At 37.7% G+C, this 23,091-nt stretch carries 26 protein-coding genes and 2 tRNA genes; 15 read left to right on the top strand and 13 right to left on the bottom strand.

Annotation, left to right across the window (positions count from 1 at the left end; translation table 11 throughout):
- Nucleotides 1–24: 24 nt before the first annotated feature.
- The 6 genes from proQ to J8L73_RS11245 all read right to left on the bottom strand — a co-directional run bounded on the left by proQ (nucleotide 25) and on the right by J8L73_RS11245 (nucleotide 2,454).
- Nucleotides 25–672 (bottom strand): RNA chaperone ProQ, encoded by a 648-nt coding sequence (proQ, locus tag J8L73_RS11270; protein WP_211017120.1) that lies wholly within the window; start codon nucleotides 670–672, stop codon nucleotides 25–27.
- Nucleotides 673–680: 8 nt separating this feature from the next.
- Nucleotides 681–965: a hypothetical protein gene (locus J8L73_RS11265; protein ID WP_210999501.1), complete on the bottom strand. Its 285-nt coding sequence runs from the start codon at nucleotides 963–965 to the stop codon at nucleotides 681–683.
- Nucleotides 965–1,423, bottom strand: coding sequence for a GAF domain-containing protein (locus J8L73_RS11260; protein WP_210999502.1), 459 nt, complete (start codon nucleotides 1,421–1,423; stop codon nucleotides 965–967). The genes J8L73_RS11265 and J8L73_RS11260 overlap by 1 nt, the downstream gene beginning before the upstream one ends.
- Before the next feature lie 128 nt (nucleotides 1,424–1,551).
- Nucleotides 1,552–1,932: a hypothetical protein gene (locus J8L73_RS11255; RefSeq protein ID WP_211017118.1), complete on the bottom strand. Its 381-nt coding sequence runs from the start codon at nucleotides 1,930–1,932 to the stop codon at nucleotides 1,552–1,554.
- A 253-nt stretch (nucleotides 1,933–2,185) separates the two neighbouring features.
- Nucleotides 2,186–2,276: transfer RNA gene (locus J8L73_RS11250), tRNA-Ser, on the bottom strand.
- Between the two features lie 87 nt (nucleotides 2,277–2,363).
- A tRNA-Ser gene (locus tag J8L73_RS11245) sits at nucleotides 2,364–2,454 on the bottom strand.
- A gap of 251 nt (nucleotides 2,455–2,705) precedes the next feature.
- Between J8L73_RS11245 and J8L73_RS11240 the strand changes: the two genes are divergently transcribed.
- From J8L73_RS11240 to J8L73_RS11210, 7 genes are read left to right on the top strand one after another with little or no spacing between them, the layout of a single operon-like run.
- Nucleotides 2,706–3,371 carry a Bax inhibitor-1/YccA family protein gene (locus J8L73_RS11240; RefSeq protein WP_210999504.1) on the top strand — a complete coding sequence of 222 codons (666 nt, stop codon included), beginning with the start codon at nucleotides 2,706–2,708 and terminating at the stop codon, nucleotides 3,369–3,371.
- 55 nt (nucleotides 3,372–3,426) lie between these two features.
- On the top strand, nucleotides 3,427–3,780 hold the full coding sequence (gene tusD, locus J8L73_RS11235) for a sulfurtransferase complex subunit TusD (protein ID WP_210999505.1): 354 nt from the start codon (nucleotides 3,427–3,429) through the stop codon (nucleotides 3,778–3,780).
- Complete coding sequence (gene tusC, locus J8L73_RS11230; protein WP_210999506.1) at nucleotides 3,777–4,133, top strand: sulfurtransferase complex subunit TusC; 357 nt, start codon at nucleotides 3,777–3,779, stop codon at nucleotides 4,131–4,133. Before tusD ends, tusC begins: the two co-directional genes overlap by 4 nt.
- Nucleotides 4,130–4,396: a DsrH/TusB family sulfur metabolism protein gene (locus J8L73_RS11225; protein WP_210999507.1), complete on the top strand. Its 267-nt coding sequence runs from the start codon at nucleotides 4,130–4,132 to the stop codon at nucleotides 4,394–4,396. The genes tusC and J8L73_RS11225 overlap by 4 nt, the downstream gene beginning before the upstream one ends.
- Before the next feature lie 3 nt (nucleotides 4,397–4,399).
- Complete coding sequence (locus J8L73_RS11220; protein WP_058550168.1) at nucleotides 4,400–4,729, top strand: TusE/DsrC/DsvC family sulfur relay protein; 330 nt, start codon at nucleotides 4,400–4,402, stop codon at nucleotides 4,727–4,729.
- Nucleotides 4,729–5,412 (top strand): pseudouridine synthase, encoded by a 684-nt coding sequence (locus J8L73_RS11215; protein WP_210999508.1) that lies wholly within the window; start codon nucleotides 4,729–4,731, stop codon nucleotides 5,410–5,412. Before J8L73_RS11220 ends, J8L73_RS11215 begins: the two co-directional genes overlap by 1 nt.
- Nucleotides 5,405–5,845 (top strand): NUDIX domain-containing protein, encoded by a 441-nt coding sequence (locus tag J8L73_RS11210; RefSeq protein WP_211017116.1) that lies wholly within the window; start codon nucleotides 5,405–5,407, stop codon nucleotides 5,843–5,845. Before J8L73_RS11215 ends, J8L73_RS11210 begins: the two co-directional genes overlap by 8 nt.
- Before the next feature lie 6 nt (nucleotides 5,846–5,851).
- Here the strand turns inward: J8L73_RS11210 and J8L73_RS11205 are convergent, their stop codons facing one another.
- On the bottom strand, nucleotides 5,852–7,126 hold the full coding sequence (locus J8L73_RS11205) for a sensor domain-containing diguanylate cyclase (protein WP_211017114.1): 1,275 nt from the start codon (nucleotides 7,124–7,126) through the stop codon (nucleotides 5,852–5,854).
- A gap of 343 nt (nucleotides 7,127–7,469) precedes the next feature.
- Here J8L73_RS11205 and mnmA point away from each other — a divergent pair, with 343 nt between their 5' ends.
- The 5 genes from mnmA to J8L73_RS11180 all read left to right on the top strand — a co-directional run bounded on the left by mnmA (nucleotide 7,470) and on the right by J8L73_RS11180 (nucleotide 12,264).
- The gene (gene mnmA / locus J8L73_RS11200) at nucleotides 7,470–8,570 is read left to right on the top strand and encodes a tRNA 2-thiouridine(34) synthase MnmA (protein WP_210999511.1); all 1,101 of its coding nucleotides are present in this window, start codon (nucleotides 7,470–7,472) and stop codon (nucleotides 8,568–8,570) included.
- Entirely contained in the window at nucleotides 8,570–9,172 is a 603-nt protein-coding gene (gene hflD / locus J8L73_RS11195; protein WP_210999512.1) for a high frequency lysogenization protein HflD, read from the top strand. Before mnmA ends, hflD begins: the two co-directional genes overlap by 1 nt.
- Nucleotides 9,173–9,203: 31 nt before the next feature.
- Complete coding sequence (gene purB / locus J8L73_RS11190; RefSeq protein ID WP_210999513.1) at nucleotides 9,204–10,574, top strand: adenylosuccinate lyase; 1,371 nt, start codon at nucleotides 9,204–9,206, stop codon at nucleotides 10,572–10,574.
- A gap of 76 nt (nucleotides 10,575–10,650) precedes the next feature.
- Complete coding sequence (locus J8L73_RS11185; protein ID WP_211017112.1) at nucleotides 10,651–11,796, top strand: cupin domain-containing protein; 1,146 nt, start codon at nucleotides 10,651–10,653, stop codon at nucleotides 11,794–11,796.
- Nucleotides 11,797–11,805: 9 nt separating this feature from the next.
- Nucleotides 11,806–12,264: a GNAT family N-acetyltransferase gene (locus J8L73_RS11180; RefSeq protein WP_211017110.1), complete on the top strand. Its 459-nt coding sequence runs from the start codon at nucleotides 11,806–11,808 to the stop codon at nucleotides 12,262–12,264.
- A 53-nt stretch (nucleotides 12,265–12,317) separates the two neighbouring features.
- Here the strand turns inward: J8L73_RS11180 and J8L73_RS11175 are convergent, their stop codons facing one another.
- The gene (locus J8L73_RS11175; protein WP_138682425.1) at nucleotides 12,318–12,764 is read right to left on the bottom strand and encodes a DUF4826 family protein; all 447 of its coding nucleotides are present in this window, start codon (nucleotides 12,762–12,764) and stop codon (nucleotides 12,318–12,320) included.
- 115 nt (nucleotides 12,765–12,879) lie between these two features.
- Nucleotides 12,880–14,283 (bottom strand): M28 family metallopeptidase, encoded by a 1,404-nt coding sequence (locus J8L73_RS11170; RefSeq protein WP_211017108.1) that lies wholly within the window; start codon nucleotides 14,281–14,283, stop codon nucleotides 12,880–12,882.
- A 196-nt stretch (nucleotides 14,284–14,479) separates the two neighbouring features.
- Between J8L73_RS11170 and J8L73_RS11165 the strand changes: the two genes are divergently transcribed.
- Nucleotides 14,480–15,280: a hypothetical protein gene (locus J8L73_RS11165; RefSeq protein ID WP_211017106.1), complete on the top strand. Its 801-nt coding sequence runs from the start codon at nucleotides 14,480–14,482 to the stop codon at nucleotides 15,278–15,280.
- 3 nt (nucleotides 15,281–15,283) lie between these two features.
- On the opposite strand, the gene J8L73_RS11160 is transcribed toward J8L73_RS11165, so the two are convergent.
- Nucleotides 15,284–15,688 (bottom strand): GFA family protein, encoded by a 405-nt coding sequence (locus J8L73_RS11160; protein ID WP_210999518.1) that lies wholly within the window; start codon nucleotides 15,686–15,688, stop codon nucleotides 15,284–15,286.
- 212 nt (nucleotides 15,689–15,900) lie between these two features.
- Between J8L73_RS11160 and J8L73_RS11155 the strand changes: the two genes are divergently transcribed.
- Both J8L73_RS11155 and J8L73_RS11150 read left to right on the top strand, forming a co-directional pair.
- Nucleotides 15,901–16,737: a hypothetical protein gene (locus J8L73_RS11155; RefSeq protein WP_210999519.1), complete on the top strand. Its 837-nt coding sequence runs from the start codon at nucleotides 15,901–15,903 to the stop codon at nucleotides 16,735–16,737.
- A gap of 85 nt (nucleotides 16,738–16,822) precedes the next feature.
- Entirely contained in the window at nucleotides 16,823–18,670 is a 1,848-nt protein-coding gene (locus tag J8L73_RS11150; protein ID WP_210999520.1) for an ABC transporter ATP-binding protein, read from the top strand.
- A gap of 113 nt (nucleotides 18,671–18,783) precedes the next feature.
- Here the strand turns inward: J8L73_RS11150 and J8L73_RS11145 are convergent, their stop codons facing one another.
- The 3 genes from J8L73_RS11145 to J8L73_RS11135 form a co-directional block, all read right to left on the bottom strand.
- Nucleotides 18,784–19,203 (bottom strand): MAPEG family protein, encoded by a 420-nt coding sequence (locus J8L73_RS11145; protein ID WP_210999521.1) that lies wholly within the window; start codon nucleotides 19,201–19,203, stop codon nucleotides 18,784–18,786.
- Nucleotides 19,204–19,377: 174 nt separating this feature from the next.
- Entirely contained in the window at nucleotides 19,378–21,660 is a 2,283-nt protein-coding gene (locus J8L73_RS11140; protein WP_348771978.1) for a diguanylate cyclase, read from the bottom strand.
- Between the two features lie 279 nt (nucleotides 21,661–21,939).
- On the bottom strand, nucleotides 21,940–23,049 hold the full coding sequence (locus J8L73_RS11135) for an endonuclease/exonuclease/phosphatase family protein (RefSeq protein ID WP_211017104.1): 1,110 nt from the start codon (nucleotides 23,047–23,049) through the stop codon (nucleotides 21,940–21,942).
- Nucleotides 23,050–23,091 lie beyond the last annotated feature (42 nt).

Here is a 23,091-nt window from a genome sequence, read left to right as displayed (position 1 = left end):
ACAACTCCTTAATTTATTTACAGCTTAAATGATGTATAAGCTGTCAGCTTTAGTTTTAACTTGCATACCTGTCACTAATTCAACGTGAACGTCATCTTTGTTCACTTCTGTAATTACTGCATTTACAAGTGCTTGGCCAAGTTTAACCTTAACCTTGTTATTAACCTTGACCTCACCTGCTGGTAAAGGTTCAATTTTTCCTGAACGTTTAGCTGGTGCAGCCTTCGCTGGTTTGTTAGCTAAAGAACTACGCTCGCCCGCTTTATTTGCGTGCGCTGGTTTCTTTTTGAAAGATTTAGAATCTGAGTCTTGGCGTGGACGCTGTTGTTTTTTGCGTTTAGCCATTTTAGCGCGGCTTTCTTCCAATGCTTTTTGTGCATGGTCGATATGCTCTTGCTCAACTTTTTCACCTTGATTACCATCAAGATCAATACGAAACTCTGCCTTAGTCACAGCTTCTAAATAACGCCAGTTTGACGTGTATTTTCTAAGCGCTTGACGTACTTGAGTCTTGCTTACTTTTTCAGACCCTTCAATACGCTCAGCGATATCTTTAAAAATACCTACTTTAAGCGGTTTGATACCGTCTTTTTGTTTAAAACACTGTGGAAATTCTTGATATAAGAACTCCAGTACTTCATTAATATCTTTTAGCTTGTTTGTGGTTTCCATTTTAGAACCTATTTTTCAGATCTTTCATCAAGGGAAGAATCAACATAGTGTATTACCCAGTCGACCAGCTCTTCGAAGTCAGCTTCAATTACAGCCATATCACCTCGAAGGTGTTCCCAAATACCATTAATTGTTTCATCAATAAATTCACACTCTGAGTCGTCTGGTAAACGATCCCATGCTATGTGAATCAAATCATTGAGCGTTTCCGCTACATGCTCTTCATCGCCTTCCCAATCACCAACATCTTGTATGGCAAATAGGTAGTCTTGAACATTTAGCAAATCTTTCATTACAAGCTAGCCTCAAAGCACTTAACTAATGCCTCTAAACCTGCTTTATCATCAGTGTCAAATCGAGAGATAATAGGGCTATCTATATCCAGCACTGCAAATATTTTACCATGTTTCATGATAGGTACAACAACCTCAGAGTTTGATGCTGCATCACAGGCAATATGCCCGTCAAAAGCGTGAACATCTTCGATTAATTGTGTTTGCAATGTAGCTGCAGCCGTTCCACATACACCTTTTCCTACTGGAATACGGATACATGCAGGGTTGCCCTGAAACGGGCCTAGTACCAATTCTGACGGTGAATCCATAAAGTAAAAGCCCGCCCAATTTACATCTTCTAAAGAGGTAAATAACAGCGCACTTATATTTGCCATATTAGCAATTACATTCGATTCACCGGCAATCAGCGATTCAGTTTGCTTAACTAATGACTGGTAAAAATCGTGCTTTTGCATACCAAACTACTTCTTATTAAACATACAGTAGCTAAAGGTACTCTTTGTGGTGAAAAATTGGAACCTTTTGCAGGTAAAAAAAAGGAATTTACGCCGTTTCTCAGCGCCCTTGATTAATAAAGCTGCAATTATGATTTTGCTGATTTACGAAGACCAAATAAAAATAGCCCCGCAGCGAATGCCGACATAACACTATTAATTAAAAATATTTCGCCTGTGGTGGCACTCAAGAGGTAACTAAAAATAGCCCCACCTAACAAACCTAGCGTTAGCACACCAGAGTAATTTACCTTTGAATACTTAAACATAAGTAAATACCCGGGAACTACGAAAGCCGCCATTGTTAAGCCTACAATGTGTGCATTTGATATAGCAGTCATCAACAAGTTTAAAAATATTGAGGCAAACTCGCCTTCCAGCGTAAGTGAATAGTAAACACCAAGTAAACTGCCTACAATAACAGGTGATAATAACGAAAGCCCTACGCTTTTTGCTAGTTGATGTTTCATTTAAAGTCCTTAATACACAAGCTTAAATACTATGTACTAAGCATGCACCAAGATCTTAAGGTTAGAAACAGAGACTATGGTCGTAATTTATGATGGTTTTACATACAAATATACGCAAGCTTTGTAAGTTTTACCGGATGATGGATACTAGTAAGAAGCCACGCTCACCTAAAAGCTTAAAAATGATGAAAAATAAAACAGCTTTAATTCTCAGGCACAAAAAAGCCCGCTTAGTTAGCGGGCTTTAATACAATGGTGGAGAGATAGGGATTTGAACCCTAGATGGGCTATAAACCCATGCCGGTTTTCAAGACCGGTGCATTCGACCACTCTGCCATCTCTCCAAAACTGTTATAAATATTAGTAAGAGTGTACAAATATTTATTTTAAATGAATGATATTAAACTTACATCACACACTTATTAAATAAGTGGTGGAGAGATAGGGATTTGAACCCTAGATGGGCTATAAACCCATGCCGGTTTTCAAGACCGGTGCATTCGACCACTCTGCCATCTCTCCGCACGGCCTGCATAATAGGGAAACCCATTGCCTTTGTGAAGCTTTTTTTTAAATTAATTGTTTAAGTGCTTAAAAAACAATTAATTTGTTTAAACTTAAAGCAAATTATAACTTTTTAAAAGATTCAGGAACTTAAATTTAAAAATAACACTCTATTGATCTACAAAGGTTTGCCCAAACATATAAGAGTTGGTAATCTAATTTTAGTTAAATTATCGAAACAGACTTGTTTCACTTTAAGGAGCTCTACAATGGCGTTTAATCAATCGTACAATACCGCTAAACCGGTAATGTCGACCATTGAAACAAATAAGGTACTTAAAAACACCTATTTTTTACTTGCTATGACACTTGCATTTAGTGCAGTAACAGCTGGTATTTCAATGGCACTACAATTACCTTACTTTATGGGACTTGTGTTTACACTGGTTTCGTTCGGTTTATTATTTGTTGTAAACAAAAAAGCTGACTCAGCATCTGGTGTGTTTTGGGTGTTTGCGTTCACAGGCTTAATGGGAGCTGGCCTTGGCCCACTATTAAACCATTACGCTGCAATGCCTAATGGCCCAATGCTTATTATGCAAGCGTTAGGTTCTACAGCACTTATTTTCTTTGGTTTATCTGCTTATGCACTTAACACTAAAAAAGACTTCTCATTCATGGGTGGCTTTTTAACTGTTGGCTTAATTGTTGTAATCGTTGCAAGCATTGTTAATATTTTTGTTGGCAGCTCGCTAATGTTTATGGTGCTTAATGCTGCTGTAGTATTAATTATGTCTGGTTTGATTTTGTTTGATACTAGCAGAATCATCAACGGCGGCGAAACAAACTACATTCGCGCTACAGTGTCTTTATACTTAAATGTATATAACTTATTTACGTCTTTACTTGCCCTACTTGGCGCAAGTGATGACTAATTAAAAAGTTCTGTTAAAATAGCCCCTTAATTGGGGCTTTTTTATTGGAATTGTTTTGCCGCGTTTTGTTCTCTCATTACATACACCACCATCTGATCACGACACCACGCAACGATTGGTTAGCTTTGCTCAAGCTTGCTTAGCACAAGGCCATACTATAGATGCGATATTTTTATATCAGCAAGGCATTTATCACGCTTCTAACAATCTTGATTTACCCTCAGATGAGCTCCAAATAACCCAGCTTTGGCAGCAATTAGCAGATCAAAATATAAACTTAATGCTATGTGTTACCGCCGCAGAAAAGCGCGGATTAGATATAAAAAACACCAGTGTATTTGCAGTTGCGGGATTAGCCGAATTTGCAATGCTCGCAAGCGATGCTGATAAGTGGGTACAATTTAAATGATTAACGTTTTAGTGATAAGCCAAAGCAGCCCATTTGATGATTTAAATATACGTGATGCGCTCGACATGACACTAATATTTGCCGCTGTCGATCAAAATGTTAGCTGGTTGTTCAGCGGCCCAGCTGTGCTTGCTTTAAAAAAACACCAACAACCAAGCGCTATCGGTATAAAAGATTTCTTTAAAAATATTAAAACCTTAGAAATCTATGATGTTGAAAATATCTATGTGTGTGAAAAGTCACTTTTTGATTACGGTTTAAGTAAACATGATTTACTCGTTCCAGCTAAAACACTTAATTTTAGTGAACAACAAGCTTTAATTAGAAACCAAAAACATGTGGTGAATATATGAGTACCCTACATATTTTTTCTAAAACGTTAAATAACTACTGTGCAAATCAACTTGGGAACTTAATTAGGCCCACAGATAAAGTACTTTTGCTAGGCGATGCTTGTTTTTCTAAAAAGCAATTTAGACAATTTTCAGATTCGCTTTTATTACTAGCGCAAGATATAACAGTGCGCGCAATAACTTTATCTGATAACGATACAGCAATAAGCTATGAAGAATTTGTAGCGCTTACCTTATCAACCAATCAATCTATTACTTGGTAACCCATGCTTGAATTTAACAATCTACACATTGATACCGACAAACAAGGTTATTTACTTGACCACACCCTTTGGACTAAAGAGTTAGCCCCTGTGATTGCCGCGCAAGAAAATATAACCCTGAGTGAGCAACACTGGGAAGTTATAAACTTCGTTCGCAATTTTTACCTTGAATACAATACAAGTCCTGCGATTCGTATGCTTGTAAAAGCCATGGCTAAAGCGCTTGGAGAAGATAAAGGTAATAGTATTTACTTATACAAATTATTTCCTAAAGGCCCTGCTAAACAGGCAACTAAAATTGCCGGACTACCAAAGCCAGCTAGGTGTATTTAATGAAAAAAAAATCGAGCCATAAAAACACACCTGATTCAACAGCTAAACGTAATACCGGGCGCACTTACTCGCGAAGTGCGCTTAAAAAGCCTGCAGGGAAACGAGAAATAAAGCCGCAAATTGCCTCTAAAGATAGAAAAATTGTCCTTTTTAATAAACCGTTTGATGTACTTTGCCAATTTACCGACGATGAAAACAGGCAAACACTCGCACAGTTTATCCCTATAAAAGAAGTATACGCTGCAGGAAGATTAGACCGTGACAGTGAAGGCTTATTACTTTTAACAAACTGCGGAAAATTACAAAATACCTTAACCTCCCCCAATAAAAAAACAAATAAAACATATTGGGTGCAAGTAGAAGGTGAGCCCACTAGCGAATCAATCAACGCATTATGCAAAGGGGTTGAGCTAAAAGACGGCCTAACACTTCCGGCTAATGTTAAAATTATTGACGAACCTGATATATGGCCACGTAACCCACCCGTTCGTGAACGTAAGTCAATCCCAACTACATGGCTTAGTATTACAATTAATGAGGGAAAAAACAGGCAAGTGCGCAGAATGACTGCTCATATTGGCCACCCTACATTGCGCCTAATTCGCTACAGTATTGGTAATTACACCTTAGATGATATTAATTCAGGCGATTACAACGTCATTAAAGGTACTCTCGATGCATAAACCACATGTAACTGTTGCTGCAATAGTAAAAAATAAGCAGCAGTTTTTACTCGTTAAAGAGCGAGATAAATTTACTCAGCAAATTTGTTATAATCAGCCTGCAGGTCATCTCGAAGAAAACGAAACGCTGGCTCAAGCTGCCTCTAGAGAGCTTTTAGAAGAAACGGGTTTAAGTTTAAAGCCTAGCGGCTTTTTAGGGGTTTATAATTTGCACGCAGCTAACGGCGTGCATTATTTAAGGTTTTGTTTTTTATTTGAAACAACAAGTGAAACCGCAGTGCTTGAGCCAAAAGACAGCGATATAATATCGGCTAATTGGCACAGCTATGAGCAAATTAAAGACCTTCCCCTTAGAAGCCACCTTGTTTTGAAATGTATACAAGATAGTTTAAACAAAGCGCCTTTAAGCTTAGATACAATTTATGACGATTAGCTGGTTTCACTTTTTTGCAAGTGCAATACAATTACGACCTTGACGTTTAGCATAATAAAGAGCGTTATCCGCCCCCTTAACAAAGCTAGAATGCCCTTCTGTATCATTATTCTCAATTGTATTTATTCCCATACTTAGTGATAATAAACCGCTATAACTATCTTCATGTACTATCGCTAAATTCTCAATTGCTTTTTCAATTTGTTCAGCAATAAACAAAGCACCTTGCTTGTCTGTTTGTGGTAATAAAACGACAAATTCCTCGCCGCCATAGCGTGCAACAAAATCTTCAGGGCGGCTAACTGTAGATGCAATTTCTTGAGCAACATCATATAAACAGGCATCACCCGCCATGTGCCCATATCGATCATTAAATTGCTTAAAAAGATCTATATCTATTAAAATAATAGAAAGTATGCCATTAATATCTCTAGCGCGCTCAAATTCTTGAATCAGCTTTTCGTCGAATCGTCGCCTGTTAGCAATCCGTGTCAATGCATCAAGAAATGCCATATCCCTAAGTATATCTTCTGCCTTCATACGCTCAGTAGCATCATTAAATACGGCTATAAATTCTTCACCAATATTAATTCCAGAGACCTCCATTAAGATTTGAGAACCATCCCGACAACTTACTTTATAAGTATTGGCAGGAATGTCATTGTTGTTTTCATTAGCGACATCTAAAGATTCTTGCCAAAGTTTTTTTACAAAATCACGGTATTCAGGATCAGGGTAGGCCTTTTTCCACCACGCTTTTAGATTTGGAACTTCATTAACGGAATAACCAAATACATCTACAAATCGTTGGTTTACCTTAAGTATATCCCCAGTGTTGGCACATACATTACATATAGGCATAGGTAGATTCGTAAACAGCTTTGCGTAATGACTCAACTCATGTTTACGCATTGGATTTAAAATATTCTTTGATAAATAACTCAGCGGCATGTCACTTTTATCACTGCTTATTTTTTGCTCCATAATCGAAGCGAAGTACCACTCAACCCACCAACCTTCGACCATTTGTAAAGCAACATTTTGAATTTCATCAGAGCGATAAAATGATTTCCTTATTAAGCTAAAAAGTTCACCCATCGGGTTAGGCTGCTGATGTATATACGCTTTTTTAAATTTTATTAACTCGTAGAATAGATGATACGCTGACTGTTTAAATTTATGTTTTGGATTTTCTAAAACATCGCTAATTTGAAAGTCAGGTTTTTGAGTGTAATGTACTATAAACGATTCTATTTTACTTACCTGATAAGCATAATTCATATATTCATTCCGTTGACTATATTTTGATGACGTTATTATTGCCAAATATTCTTATAAAACTTTTACTTAAGTGTATATTTACTTTAATAGTTTTCAAACAAAATACCAGTAAATAAGTACAAAAAACTAAAGTATTTGTTTTTATTTAAAATGATAATTATTTCGTATATTTAATGCCAAAAGCTTGTTTATTTTTATTGAGCACTGTTTGCTATTTATTATAAAAATAAAATCAGCATAAAATAAGCTCTTTAAACACCCTCTCCCTTTAAGCACAAACAAAATACATGCTATAATCGCGGCCTTCCCAAGTTAACAGCAATCTGTATAAGCGAAATTATTCATGAGCGAAAATAGTCACATTAAAGTCATCGTTGGTATGTCCGGCGGTGTTGATTCTTCTGTATCTGCATATTTATTACAACAACAGGGCTATCAAGTAGAAGGCCTGTTTATGAAGAACTGGGAAGAAGACGACAATGACGAATACTGTGCAGCAGCCGATGATTTAAAAGACGCGCAAGCAGTATGCGACAAGTTAGGCATTGAACTACACACTGTTAACTTTGCAGCAGAATACTGGGATAACGTATTTGAATACTTTTTAGAAGAGTACAAAGCAGGCCGTACACCTAACCCAGATATAATGTGTAATAAAGAAATTAAATTTAAAGCCTTTTTAGAGTTTGCGGCACAAGCTCTTGGTGCAGACTTTATAGCAACGGGTCATTACGTTCGCCGTGAATTACGAGACGACAAATACGTAATGTGCCGTGGTTTAGATAATAATAAAGACCAAAGTTACTTTTTATACACACTAAGCCACGAGCATATCGCGCAAACTTTATTCCCAGTAGGTGATATAGAAAAGCCAGAAGTGCGTCGCATTGCCGAAGAGCAAGATTTAATTACTCACGATAAAAAAGACAGTACAGGCATTTGTTTTATCGGTGAGCGTAAGTTTAAAGATTTTTTACAGAAATTTTTACCTGCACAACCAGGTGTTATCGAAGATACTGACGGTAATAATGTAGGTGAGCATGAGGGATTAATGTACCACACACTCGGTCAACGTAAAGGCTTGTTAATTGGTGGTATGAAAGAAGGCTCTGGAGAGCCATGGTACGTAGTTGATAAAGACTTAGAACGTAACGTACTCGTTGTTGGTCAAGGTAAAGATCACCCTCGCCTTTATAGCAACGGTCTTAATGCAAACCAGTTACATTGGGTTGACCGCATTGGCCCAAAAGGGACAACGCGTTGTACAGTTAAAACACGTTACCGCCAAGAAGACTTAAGCTGTACCCTGCTTGTAGGCGAAGACGGCATGGCTCGTGTATTATTTGACGAGCCACAAAAAGCAGTTACACCAGGTCAATCTGCAGTATTTTATGCAGACGATGTATGTTTAGGCGGTGGTATTATTGATTCGGTGATCAAGTAATGAATGAACACCAAGTCATGGCGCTTGCTGCCATGTGTCAAGTAGCTAAACAAGTTCAAAAAATTGCGCAATACGGTTCTAATAACGAACACGACCTGGAAATATTACTTTCAAGTATTGTGCAAACATCACCTGCATCACCGGATGATGTGTACCAAGGTACGCATAACTTACGTGATGGCTATAAAACATTATTAGCTCAGCTAACAGCTGGTGCTCAAAAGGATGTTGAAATAGTAAAGTACGTAGGTGGTTTAATGCAGCTTGAGCGTGCACTGAGTGCAAACGACAAGAGCTTAAACGAATTAGGCAAACGAATTGATGATATTCATCGTCGTTTAGATCATTTTGCTATTACCGACGAGAGCGTTGTTGCCGGTTTAGCAGATATATACTCGTCGGTGCTGAGCCCCCTTGGGCACCGAATTCAGGTTTATGGTAAACCCGAGTTATTAAAACAGCAGCTCACTCAAAATAAAATCCGTGCATTATTACTTGCCGGTATTAGAAGTGCAGTATTATGGCGACAAATGGGCGGTAAGCGCCGTCACTTTTTCTTTGCAAAAAGAAAAATTATCGCCATAGCTAAAGCAAAAATTTAATTATCGTTCAAACTAAAATTTAGGAGTTATTATGGAGCTTTCAGCGTTAACGGCTATCTCTCCAGTGGATGGTCGCTACGGCAGCAAAACCACTGAACTACGTAGTATTTTCAGCGAATTTGGCTTAATCAAATACCGCGTAATTGTTGAAGTGCGTTGGTTGCAAGCGTTAGCTGCAGCAAGCGAAATTAAAGAAGTACCTGCATTTAGCGAACAAGCAAATGCACTTTTAAACGCCATTGTAGACAACTTTAGCGAAGCAGATGCACAACGTGTTAAAGATATTGAACGTACAACTAATCACGATGTTAAAGCGGTTGAATACCTACTAAAAGAAAAAGTAGCCGACAACGCAGAGCTTCATGCAATTAACGAATTTATCCACTTCGCATGTACCTCTGAAGACATCAATAACCTATCTCATGGTTTAATGCTAACTGAAGCTCGTAATAAGGTTTTACTACCTTACTGTGATGATTTACTTAGCGCTATTAAAGAAAAAGCAGTTGAGTATAAAGCAATCCCAATGATGACACGTACGCACGGACAACCTGCTACACCATCAACTATGGGTAAAGAGTTTGCAAACGTATACATGCGTTTAAAGCGTCAACGCGACCAAATTGCTCAAGTTGAAATGCTAGGTAAAGTAAACGGTGCGGTTGGTAACTACAATGCTCACCTAAGCGCTTACCCAGATTACGACTGGCATACACATGCAGATAAGTTTGTATCAAGCTTAGGTTTAACACTGAACCCATTTACTACTCAAATTGAACCGCATGACTACATAGCTGAGTTATTCGATGCTATCGCTCGATTTAACACTATATTGCTCGATTTTGATCGTGATATGTGGGGTTACATTGCACTTAATCACTTTAAGCAAAAAACAATAGCGGGTGAAATAGGTTCATCAACTATGCCGCATAAAGTTAACCCTATTGATTTTGAAAACTCAGAAGGTAACTTAGGCTTAGCTAATGCTATTTTTGCTCATCTTGGACAAAAATTACCAGTGTCGCGCTGGCAGCGCGACCTTACCGATTCTACTGTTTTACGTAACCTTGGTGTGGGTATGGGTTATGCGCTTATTGCTTATCAATCAACACTTAAAGGTGTTAGTAAGCTTGAAGTTAACGAGCAACGTTTGCTTGAAGAGCTTGACCAAAACTGGGAATTATTAGCCGAGCCAATTCAAACGGTAATGCGTAAATACGGTATCGAAAAGCCATACGAAAAACTTAAAGATTTAACCCGTGGTAAGCGCGTAAATCAAGAAATTATGGCTGACTTTATCGATGGTTTAGACCTTCCAGAGCACGCTAAAGTAGAAATGAAAAAACTAACACCTGCCAACTACATTGGCCGCGCTGTTGAGTTTATTGACGATTTAGTTTAAATACTAAATTGCGTATATAAAAAGCGAAAGGATAATCCCTTTCGCTTTTTTTGTCTTAAATTTATAGGCCAACTCTATGTACCAACTAAAAATAAACAACCTCTCTGAGCAAGAGTTTTTAACCCATTTTTGGCAAAAAAAACCACTGCTAATAAAGCAAGGCTTTAGTAATTTTAACGATCCAATTGAAGCTGAAGAATTAGCAGGCCTTGCTATGGAACAAAACATAGAGTCGCGCATAGTCACTAACCACAATAACGAATGGCAAGCACACCAAGGTCCATTTGAAAACTTTGAATTATTAACAGAAGAACATTCAACATTACTTGTTCAAGCAGTTGATCATTGGCATTGCGAGGCAGCGCAATTACTAGAGCCATTTAGATTTATTCCTAATTGGCGAATTGATGATTTAATGGTTAGCTATTCAACGCCTAAAGGCGGTGTTGGCCCTCATTTAGATCAGTACGATGTGTTTATTATTCAAGGTGAAGGTAAGCGTCATTGGCGTGTTGGTCTACCTGACCCAACACTTAAGCAATTTGCTCAAAACAAAAAACTACTTCAAGTTGAGCCTTTTGAAGCCGTAATAGACTGTATATTAGAGCCAGGCGATATTTTATATATTCCGCCTGGTTGCCCACATGAAGGTTATGCCGTTGAAAACGCACTTAACTATTCAGTCGGATTTAGAGCACCTAACCAACAAGATTTACTATCAAGTTTTGCCGATCATATTATTGATATCGAAAGCGGTCAAAAGCGTTATACCGACCATAACCTTACTCTTAGAGAATCAAAAGGTGAGCTAACTAATCTTGAAGTTGATAAAGTTAAAACTTTGATGGGCGCCCTTTTAGAAAACGACGAACTCTTTAAACAATGGCTTGGAAATACGCTAAGCCAAGCTAAACACGAAATGGATTTAGCGCCATTAGAAGATGAGGTTTCCAGCGACGAAACAACCCACTTGCTAAACAATGAAAGCAATGTGTTTGAGCGTTTGGGCGGTGTTAGAGCCATCTATCAAATACTTGAGAGTACAGTATTACTAAGTGTTAATGGTGAAAATTATGAACTGCCAACGAGCGATATAAATGCTGTTAAATTACTTACTGATAGCAGCTATTTTAATAGCGAAGATTTAATGGCTCATCAACCCAGTCTAGAATTTATTAAAACCTTTACTACACTAGTTAATGAAGGAATATGGTACAACTAGAGGTGAACTATGGGCTATCGAGTTACCGAAGTAGATTGGAACAGGCAAAAAAGTTTGTTACAACAAATACGAGAACGCGTATTTGTATACGAGTTACATATACCCAAAAAAGTAGAATTCGATAGCCTAGATGAAATATGCCAACACGTACTCGTTACCGACGAGTCTGCGCAAGCCGTAGCAACAGGCAGGTTATGCAGCGATGGTTTAATTGGGCGAATTGCGGTGCTTCCAGAGCATCGTAACCGCCTTGTATATCAATCACTTTTAAACTTTATTGTTAAGCTTGCAGCACGCCAGGGTATTAATAGTATTTGCATTAATTGTATTTTAAACGAAGTTCAACTTTTCAAAAAAAATGGTTTTATAAAACAAGGATGTGTGTTTATGGAAGCCGGCATACCCAGGCAAAGAATGCAGTGCGAAGTAGACGACTTTGTTACTAAGCCATTTACACTTGTGCATTAAAAAAGGGCAATTCATAATTTGCCCTTTTAATTTTTACTTAACTTAAATGCTGATTACTTAGGCTCGTTAGCCCATAACTGTTCGTTTTCATGCATTTCGTACAAACCATGTGCACGATTTATAAGTAAATTTGCAAAATTAACTTGAGTTTGGTCTTTAGCACCAACACTCATTATTTGATCAGCCTTTAACTGCCACTGTAATGAAAAGTAACGCATAGCATCACGTGCATCTTTTGCTGCACTTACCTCAGCATGATCTGTTGGTAAACGCCCGGTAACAACCCAGTACGTTTTGCCATTTTGCGCTTTAAACTTCCACATAGCGCAAAGAGGAGCCAAAAAGCGACTATCTTTATCTACTACAGATTTTGGCATAATGCCTTTTTCCGCTAAATATTTTTGTGCATTTTGAAAACACTCACGTTGCCATGCAATGCGCTGCTCTGGTGTTATAACTTGCTCTTTTTCTGTTAACGGTTTTTTTTCTTGTTGCTGCATTTTTTTATTAACCTTATCACTTCTTTTTTAACACTCTAAGGGCATAACAAATAAGGTGCAAGCATAAAACACCTGCTTTGCACCTAATAAGATGTGTTTGCTGGGTTTTTAAGCGTTATTTAATATTATGATCAAAAGAGCCTACATCGCCTGGAAATACAACTGGCGATTCAACCCCGTCCTTGCTTACAGAAGCCACACCAAAGTAATAGTTATCAATCACCACATTTTTAAGCGTATAGTTTGTTACATTCCCTACATATTTACTAAACTGCCACTGTGGCTCGCTTGTATAACGCCAATAAATTTTATAGCCGGCAATATTATTATCATCACTGCTTGCCCATGTAAAAGACGTATCGGCCGTAACCGCTCCCGTTATTTTAACTTGTTTAGGAGGTGCGGGTGCCCACGCCATAGAGGCCATAGTTACTGCATTAAGTGAAGTGAGCTTTGCTGTGTAGTCAAAATCAACACCTTCGATAGTATCGCCATACTCAATGCCCTCTTCTGTTCGTAAATCTTGGTGCTGGCGATCGTAATGTTCATTAGTTTCCATAATGCGCACCGCTGCAAAACCAGCATCGTTAAACGGGCGATGATGCCCGCCTCGACCAAAGCGATCCAACCTGTAAACTAACATTGTATCTAAATTCTCAATGTACCTATCGGCAACTGTATCAATATAACGCGCTAAATTACGACTAGCCGAGTCGACTTCACCACCGGTAAATCGGCGTGTTCTTGCTTGTTCTTTAGTTTCAACAACACGAGTACCTTCAGAAAATATACGTGCGGTTGTATTATCGGTAACGCCGTTAATACCTGTAATATTACCTATCATGTCGTTATTTAACACGCCATGTACTTGCCAATCATGCTTTTGTGCATAGGCTGTAAGTATTTTACCGCCAAACAAACCTTGTTCTTCACCTGATAAAGCAGCATAAACGACTGACCCATTAAACTTATATTTACTCAGTACGCGTGCCGCTTCAATAACCCCTGCAACGCCCGATGCATTATCATTAGCACCGGGAGAATCACTCGTAAAATCCATAACATCGCTCACACGTGAGTCAATATCACCCGACATTATCACCATTCTATTAGGCTCAGTAGCACCGCGTTGTATAGCAACAATATTTACTACTTCAACAGGGTTAGGTATACGTTTTTCACCAGATATAGTGTCTTTTACTTCAATTATTTCAAGACAACCACCACATTGCGCTGATATTTTTTCAAACTCTTTTTTAATCCAGCGCCTAGCAGCGCCAATACCACGAGTATTCGACTTAGTATCAGAAAGTGTATGGCGAGTTCCAAAATCCACCAGCGTTTGAATATCGCTGCCAATACGTTCAGCTGATACTTGAGCTGCTATGTCATGTAACTTTTGTTGGTCAGTATATTGTAATTGTGTTTGCCCATGTGCTGACATAGCAACGCTACATGCACCGGCAAGTGCGCTAAGTTTAAGTAATTTTGTTGAGATTTTAAAAGGTGTTTTAAGCATTTAATCGCTCCTCGTTATTATAAGGTAACCATTACTTAACTTAGGGTTGATGGCAATACATTTGAGGTAGACACTAAAACGAGCGCGCTCAAGTGCAATTAAGAGGCTAAATTACAAACCTTGTTACATAATTAGTCTATGTTGATAGGTGTCTTTCATGGCACACTAGTGCTGTGTTTTTAAAAATAGTTAATATATGCGCCAGCTTAAAGAAGATACGGTAAAAACAAACCAAATTGAGTTTAAACCTACCCAATTTGGCCCGGTATGTGTTTATCAAAACACTCTGTATAAATGGCTTACCCTTGCCCAAAACACCAACGACGATGTGGTTATTCAAGGAATAATGAACCTCAAACACAACGAGCAAGTGTTAATACCTATCAACCAATGCATGTTTTTATTCTTATTGAGCCTTAAAACAACTAATTTAAATATTTTAAATTTAGGTTTAGGTACCGCAGGCTTTGAGCGTACCATGTATTATCTTAACGACCGCACTGCTTACATAAATTCAATCAATACCTTCTATACTGTAGAAATTAACCCAACAATCAACACTATAGCTAAGCAGCACTTTAATTTACCAAGTCACCATAACGTATATATTCAATCAGCTGAACACTATATAAAACAATGTACAAATACTTTTGATGTAATTGCGATTGATATATTTAGCGGAGAGCATCATCAACCTTTTTTAACATGCAGTGACTTTTGGCAAAACATTACTCGTTGTAGTGCAAAGCACAGTCAAATTTTAGTCAATTTAAACCCACAAACTGGGCAAGAGCTACAAGTATTATTAGTGTTACTGAGGCAGCACTTTAAGTGCATTGCAATTATTGAGTTTAACGAATACAAAAACATAGTCGTTATTTTGAGCCAACAAACGCTTATTCACATTAACGTTGAGGAAATACAAAACTCACGCGCTTTTAAGCAGATGGCCCCCCTACTGTACAAAGAAATAAACAGTATTTACCATATAGAGTAGCTTTTATCTTCCTGGCTCGTGTTGCTCATAACATGGCAGGCTTGTTTCTAGTTGTTCCCAGTTCGCTTTAGATGTAACAAAGTTATGAGACACCACTTGCTCGGTAATCTCTGAATCAATTAGGCCTAAACGAATTCTTACCCGGCTTTTATCATCACTGTTAGCACTGTAAATTGGTGAACCACAGCACTTACAAAAAAATCGTGCTCGCCCTGGTTTAAAATTAAATTCACTAAGTTTATTTGCGCCCTTAGTAACACTAAATTCAGACGTATTTACAAAGCCATTAGTAGCAAATGCAGTACCGCTGTTTTTTCGACAAAGCGAACAATGGCAATGGATAATACTGCTAATACTTCCTGATATTTCAACCGTTATCTCGCCGCATAAACAAGTACCAGTGTACATAAAATCCCTTAATTATTTTGATTAGTTTATTTTAAAATAATAATACCGACTTAAAAATAAAACGTAAGTGTTAAGTTTCATTATAGGTACTCATTAAATACTTGTTGACTAACAAAATACAAATTGGTTATATAATTAGCTAAGCTTAAAAATAAAAAATCGATAAATTGGTTAACCAATTTACGCTAATCAAAATCTTATAAAGAGCGCCTATGTGTATTAAACACACCCTATTACTACCTGTTCTCGTTTCGTTAGTTGCATGTAATCAAAATCATCATAATGCATCTTCATCGCAGTGGTTACTCATAGATAACTTTGAGAGTAATCTTAGTGACTGGCAAAAAGCAGATACCGACAATCAAACCAAGCCACATCAGCCCAACCCGCAAATAACAATAATTGAACTGGAACAAAGCAGCGATCACGCTAATCACTATTTATTAAAAAAACCAGCAGCTGAAGGCGTAATTGGGAACCGTAAAGCACTTACTTATAAAAAACTGCCTAAACCAGTGCCCGTTGGCGAGACCTATACTTTTTATACACGTGTTAATGTTGCCGCCTTTCCTAATAATCATGCTTTTGGGCTTAGTAATTTACAGCCAAACGAAATAAACAAATATGGCTATGACGCATTTGAACCCACGCTTAGAGTGACCGATAAAGCCGAGTCGAACGGCCATATAAACGATGGCGCGCTGATGGTTAAAACTGATACTGGCTACAGCAACATTCAAAATTATAAAACAGCGCAATCAGCACAGCCTTTAAATACAAATACGTGGTACAACGTTTGGTATGTTGTAAATAACGCATCAGTAAAAATGCAGGGACAACAATACAATGTGTATGTACAAGGCGGAGAGTTTAAAACGCAAACGTTAGTCTATAAAAATGCTAAATTTAGAATGAAACGTGAGCTACCTCTAATTTATTTTTTGGCTAACTGTAATACTGGCCCGTTAAAAAAACCATACGGTAACGGCGGCCTCAAATACGATGATTTATACATGAGCCGCGGTATCAACCTTTCAAGCCCGCTTTAATAGATAATTTTACCTACAAACATAAACACGCGGTAAAACTAAAATGGTATGATACCCGCCATTATTTGCTATTTAAGTTTTTAAAATGTATCGATTATTTGAAAAAATGACCAACGCATTTCCTGAGGAAAAACCAACTCAGCCGCCCTCTACTTTATTTGCGTTTTGCCGCCATTACACCAAAGGCATGGAGCTATCGTTAGTGCTTATGTCTATCAGTGCAGCTCTTTTAGCTATATTAGAGGTATCACTATTTAGTTACATGGGCCAGCTAGTTGATTGGTTAGGCACATATACCCCGCAAACACTATTTGTAGAGCAAAAATCTGAGCTGATAAAAATGGCTGTTATGCTTTTAGTTGTACTGCCAATTGTTGTGTTTTTTCACTCTGCTATTTTGCATCAAGCATTATTGGGTAATTACCCAATGTCGATTCGCTGGTCGGCGCATCGTTATTTACTGCGTCAAAGTGTTAGCTTTTATCAAAATGAATTTGCAGGTCGCATTGCAACAAAAGTAATGCAAACCTCTTTAGCTATTCGCGAAGCCGTCATGAAACTGCTTGATGTACTTATGTACATAGTGGTTTATTTTGGCGCTATGGTGTTTTTAGTTGCTGAAGCTGATTGGCGCTTAATGCTACCGTTACTTGCATGGCTTGTACTATATGCTTCTATACAAATTTATTTTGTACCAAAACTTAAAAAAATTGCTAGCTCTCAAGCCGACGCTCGCTCAGAGATGACGGGGCGAATTGTCGATAGCTACACAAATATATCAACCATTAAGCTTTTTTCGTACACCCAACGCGAAGAGCAATATGCCAAACAAAGCATGGATGTATTTTTACAGCCCGTGTATAAACAAATGCGCTTGGTAACCAGCCTTAACTTTGCAATAAATACCCTAAATTATTTATTAGTATTTAGTGTCGCCGCTTTATCACTTTATTTATGGTCACTTAGTGCAATTAGTGCCGGCGCTATTGCCGTGGCGGTTAGTTTGTCACTTAGATTAAACGGCATGGCGCAGTGGATAATGTGGGAAATAAGCAGCCTGTTCGAAAACATAGGTACCGCAACCGACGGTATGAAAACCCTCTCAAACCCAATTAATGTAGACGACAAACCAAACGCCACTACGCTTGAAGTAACTCAAGGTGGCATTGAGTTTGACAATGTACACTTTAACTACGGAAAAGCCGCTAACGAGACAAACCGCGGCCCGGTAATGAACGGATTAAATCTCAACATAAAACCGGGTGAAAAAATAGGTTTAGTTGGGCGATCTGGTGCTGGTAAATCTACGCTTGTTAACTTACTACTGCGCTTTTACGATACCGACTCAGGCAGTATTAAAATTGATGGCCAAAAAATAACGGATGTAAGCCAAGAAAGCCTACGCCGCTATATAGCTATGGTAACGCAAGACACGTCCTTGCTGCATCGCTCAGTAAAAGACAACATATTGTATGGTCGCCCCGACGCAACCCACGAGGAAATGTTAAATGCAGCCAAGCAAGCTAAAGCACTTGAATTTATAAACGATTTAGTAGATAGCAAAGGTAATAAAGGGTTTGACGCTCAGGTAGGCGAACGCGGTGTAACCCTCTCTGGCGGTCAGCGCCAACGTATTGCCATAGCACGCGTATTACTTAAAAACGCACCAATATTAATACTCGATGAGGCCACCAGCGCACTCGATTCAGAAGTAGAAGCAGCAATTCAAGCAAGTCTTGATGATTTGATGACGGGCAAAACGGTTATTGCTATTGCACATAGACTTTCAACCATTGCACAAATGGATAGATTAATTGTACTCGATAATGGCGGCGTAATTGAGCAAGGCTCTCACGATGAATTAATTGCAAAAGGTGGAATATATGCCGGCCTTTGGGCACATCAAACAGGCGGATTTATTGGGGTTGAGTAACTACTAATATAATACCCATAAAGCCGTAACTTTACATTGCACTACTATGTAATACAAAAAAGCGAAGACGCTATTAACCTCTTCGCTTTTTTATTTACGTGATTTAAGATTTTTTATGCAATTAATCTTAAACCAATCATGACTAGCATAACCACGTTTGCCAGCACACCTATTAAAAAGAAGTAAGAACGCGGGCTTGGGTTTTTCTCAGTTGCTATAACGTAATAAAGCGCCATGTGAATTAATCGTGCTATTACATATACCCATACACACATAGCAAATATAGGGCTTTGGTAATTAATCACAAATGCAAACAACACAGTACCTATAAATAACGCACTATTTTCAAGCGAATTATGAAACGTACGATGCGCTCTAAAAATAAAGCTGTCGTGAGATAAGTCTTCATCAATTTTACCCGGCACAGCGTTTGGCTCTTTAGCTTTGCTAAATGTAGCCACCGCCCATTGCACAAGCAACATAATTAAGTATAGGTAAAAAGCCGAATAGGCCGAAAGTGCAACTTCAGTCATTATTAATCCCTTGTTTAGTGTTTAACTAAATGCTGGTTGCAATTTTGAGACCCAAAATAAGCCATTGATATTTAGACAGTAAATTCAATGACAGTAGTTACATATGTAAATAACTCTCAATTTTGTATAAAATTTACTTATTATGAAGTACAAAAGATAGCATGAACAAACGCTTTATTCAGATCTGAAAAGCTTAAAATCTTCAAACGACGATTCCCATAAAACCACTTGATTTCGTCCTAAAGATTTTGCCTCATAAAGCGCCAAATCAGCTTGTTCAATCAATTCAGAAGGTGTTCTTGCGTTAAACTTAATAGACGTGACACCAAAACTGCATGTGACAGGAATTTCATCAAACATCGCTTTTTCTACCTTAATACGAAGGGCTTCTGCAATACGTATTGCTTGCTCTTTAGTGGTATTAGGTAAAATAATACAAAACTCTTCCCCACCAAAACGAGCAACACTATCACCAGCACGAACATTTGCTTGTAAAAGCTTTGCAACGCCAATGAGAACTGTGTCACCAACGCTGTGGCCATAGGTGTCATTAACAGCTTTAAAATGATCAATATCGACCATTAAAATACAGTATTCATCAATCTGAGGTAAATCTAAAAAATCCCGATTCATTACCTCAAATAAAATACGACGATTATAACAATTAGTTAAAGGATCTCTGGCTGCCAAGTAATCTAGCTCTTCATTACGCTTTTTAGACGCAATAAAACTTCGATAAACCAATAAAACAATTGTTAAACAAGCGGCTAATAAAAAAGCAAGCGCAATGCTTGCATATTTATTCTTCGAAAGCTCTAACTCAGATATAACTCTGGCTTGGCTAGAAATTTCAATTTCATTGTTTTTCTTAGCAAGTTCTAACTTATACAGCTTTTCTTTTTCTCTTAACATCTCCAGCTCTATTTCCATTTTGTAAGAATGCAAATGAGCTCTTTCAAGGGCCTGTTTATCTTCGTCTCTTTCGTTTTGAATAATTTTGTTTAACGCTATTTCCTCTTCTGCATAACGCAGCGACTCACTAATACGCCCACGTAATTTTTCAGCTAAACGGATCTCACGGTAAGCGTATTGCATATGTAACTTATCATCTATTTGGGTTGATAGAGCGAGTGATCTTTTTAGTAATGTAATGGCTTCATTTGTATCAATGCCGACTAATACCTCAGCAAGCGCTGTTAGCGACTTTATTTCATAAAGCTTGCTACCTGTTTTTTTAGCAAACGATAATGACTCTCTGTAATACTTTAATGCTTGGTCTTTGTTACCTTGTGCGCGATAAATATTAGCTATAATCCGCGTTGTCGTAGAAATGTAAGATGTTAAGTTTTTTGTTTTATAAGTTGCGTACGATCTTTTTGCAAATTGCATCGCTGCTTCTAAGTCACCAGCGTCAAGCTTTATAACAGCCATTTCTCTTAAGGCTGATGCCAGTGTTTTTTCTTCAACCATTCCCTTGGGCAAATCGATAGTTATTTGATAAAAAATTTCTGCCTGATCAAATTGCCTTAAACGAGTGTATATTAACCCCATTTGGTTTGCTGTTTTAGCAATACCAAGGGCATTATCTATTTTTTTATAATATGCATGTGCCTCATTAACATGCTCAAGTGATTTTTCATAAAGATTAATATGTCGATAAATAATACCTGCCCCTAGCAATGCTTTAGCTAAACCATCTGGGTCATTAATTTTTCTATGTATTTCTATCGCCTGATTAGAATACTCGAGTGCTACAACGAGGTTGTCTAAATATCGCTGGGCTTCAGCTAACGTATTTAGTGTGCGCGCCATTAACTTTAAATCACCTAAATGAGTGTAAACATCTAACGCTTTTTTATAAAAATGAGCCGTTTGTTCTCTATTTTTAAGGCGCTTATGCGATTGAGCTAACTTTTTGTATATTTCACCTAGCAGCTTCTGTGTTTGCACGTTTTGGTTAGTGAGGTAATTTAGTGCTGATATGTAGTGAGTGTTGGCAGCGTTGTATTGCTTTTGTTTGTAAAAAGAATCAGCTTTAATAATAAGTACCTGCGCGATTAAAAATGCATCATCATGTACGAGCGCTGTCGGAAGAAGAGTCTCAATGCTACTAGTAAGTTCATCGTAGCGTTTTTCGTCGAGTAAAATATTTATATAATGAATTGATGCCTTAATTTGATTACGCGCATCATTTAGCCTTCGATAGTTATGAGAGGATTGTAAATAGTGATGGAGTGATTTTTCAGTATTGTTATTCTTTTGATACGCTTTGCCTAATAAGTTATGCAATTTTGCAACTAACAGCACATCATTAGCGCTTTGAGCTTTTAACAGTAACTTTTTACTGAGTTCAATACTTGTTATTACATCAGTACCTAAAAGTAACTCCGATCTTTTTAGCAGTTCCCTATTAGATTCTCTACTTGAACTATGTGGGGTAATTTCTTGTGCGCTCACGTTACTTAACGTAATAAAAAGAGTGAAGAGTAAGGTTTTGATTAAAAATTTAGGGTTGTAACTTCGATTGACAACTAAGGCTCCCACCTGAGAAGTGAAGTCCATTTTTCGAGTATGATTGCAGTAGGTATAAAATTCCATATTTACCATATAAGTAATTTATTATTGTTTTAACTCTAAATTCTGGCGACAACGTATACAAATTAGTGCGTTTGGTCAAGTCTCTTACTTATATGAATACTTCTAACGTGCACTTTGAGTATAAGCATTAAAAACAACTTAACTTCTTAGTTTAAGCGTTATAAGTACTACACCATGATCAGTCGTTAAATCATCTTGCTCGTACCGAGGGTTAATTAAATGTCTATCATACGTACTGTAGTCACTTACTTCATAAAAACTGTCATCGTAACTAGCATCAAACTCACACGACAATAAAATGTAATCCAGTACAGAGCTACTTGTACCATAGTAATGTGTAGGCGCTCTTAAAGGTATAAGCTTAGCCAAATCTACGTTTTTTGCGTGATTTTTATTTATTACCCCAGTATTTTCAATACTACCACAATTATTATCACTTAAAATCTTGTCTAATGTAACTGTATTACTGCTATCTTCATCGTTAAGCAGCTGTGCCTTTGCGTACAAATCCCATGAATCATTCAAGCAATATTTAGCTAGGTAAGTTTTTGTATCAACCGCAGGGGCAAAGCGCAGTGTACTTGTAAGTAAATGACTAAGTACACTATCATTTAATTCGTTATTAAAATCCCCCATTAACACCATGGGCTGTTGCGTAGCTTCTCTACGTGCGATCATTTGTATCATTAATAGTGTAGCTTCACTACCACGCTGAATCGTTGAGGCCCACCCACCTGCTACATTCGCTTTTAATATCTCGATTATGTTTTGCTCTGGTGTAAGCTCTTTATTGTGTTCATTAACTTCGATAGATGGGCGCTTAGATTTAAAATGCACTACATAACAATCGGTTTTGCCTATGTGCGGCAAAGTAATCGTAGCTCTTAGTACCTTTCGGCTAAATATAAAGTCAGTATTAAGGCCAAGCTTACTTGCAAGCTCACTATCGTGTTCAACCGCTGTCACTTCAATAATTGGGTATTTTGATGCAATAGCTACTACCGGGCGTTTATAAATAAAATCGTCTATTACTTCAGGTGTATCAACTACCGCAAAGTAGTTATAACCTTGCTCCTGCGTTAGTGCTTTTAGAGATTCAATACTAAACACTTCCTGAAAACCAATTACATCCGGAGTGTGCTGTGTTAAATAATCAACAATCCAACGCTGTTTTCTTGCCCATTGTTCGACAGTATAAATTTTTTCAAATTCGTAATATGCATTAGGTGGTGCAAGATAGTTAAACAAGTTAAATGTGGCTATTTTAAGTTGCGTATTTTTAACTTCTGG

This window comes from Pseudoalteromonas sp. MMG006, assembly GCF_018101025.1.
Lineage (GTDB): Bacteria > Pseudomonadota > Gammaproteobacteria > Enterobacterales > Alteromonadaceae > Pseudoalteromonas.
The sequence above is the reverse complement of the archived record's forward strand: the minus strand, read 5'-3'. Positions and strand labels throughout refer to the sequence as shown.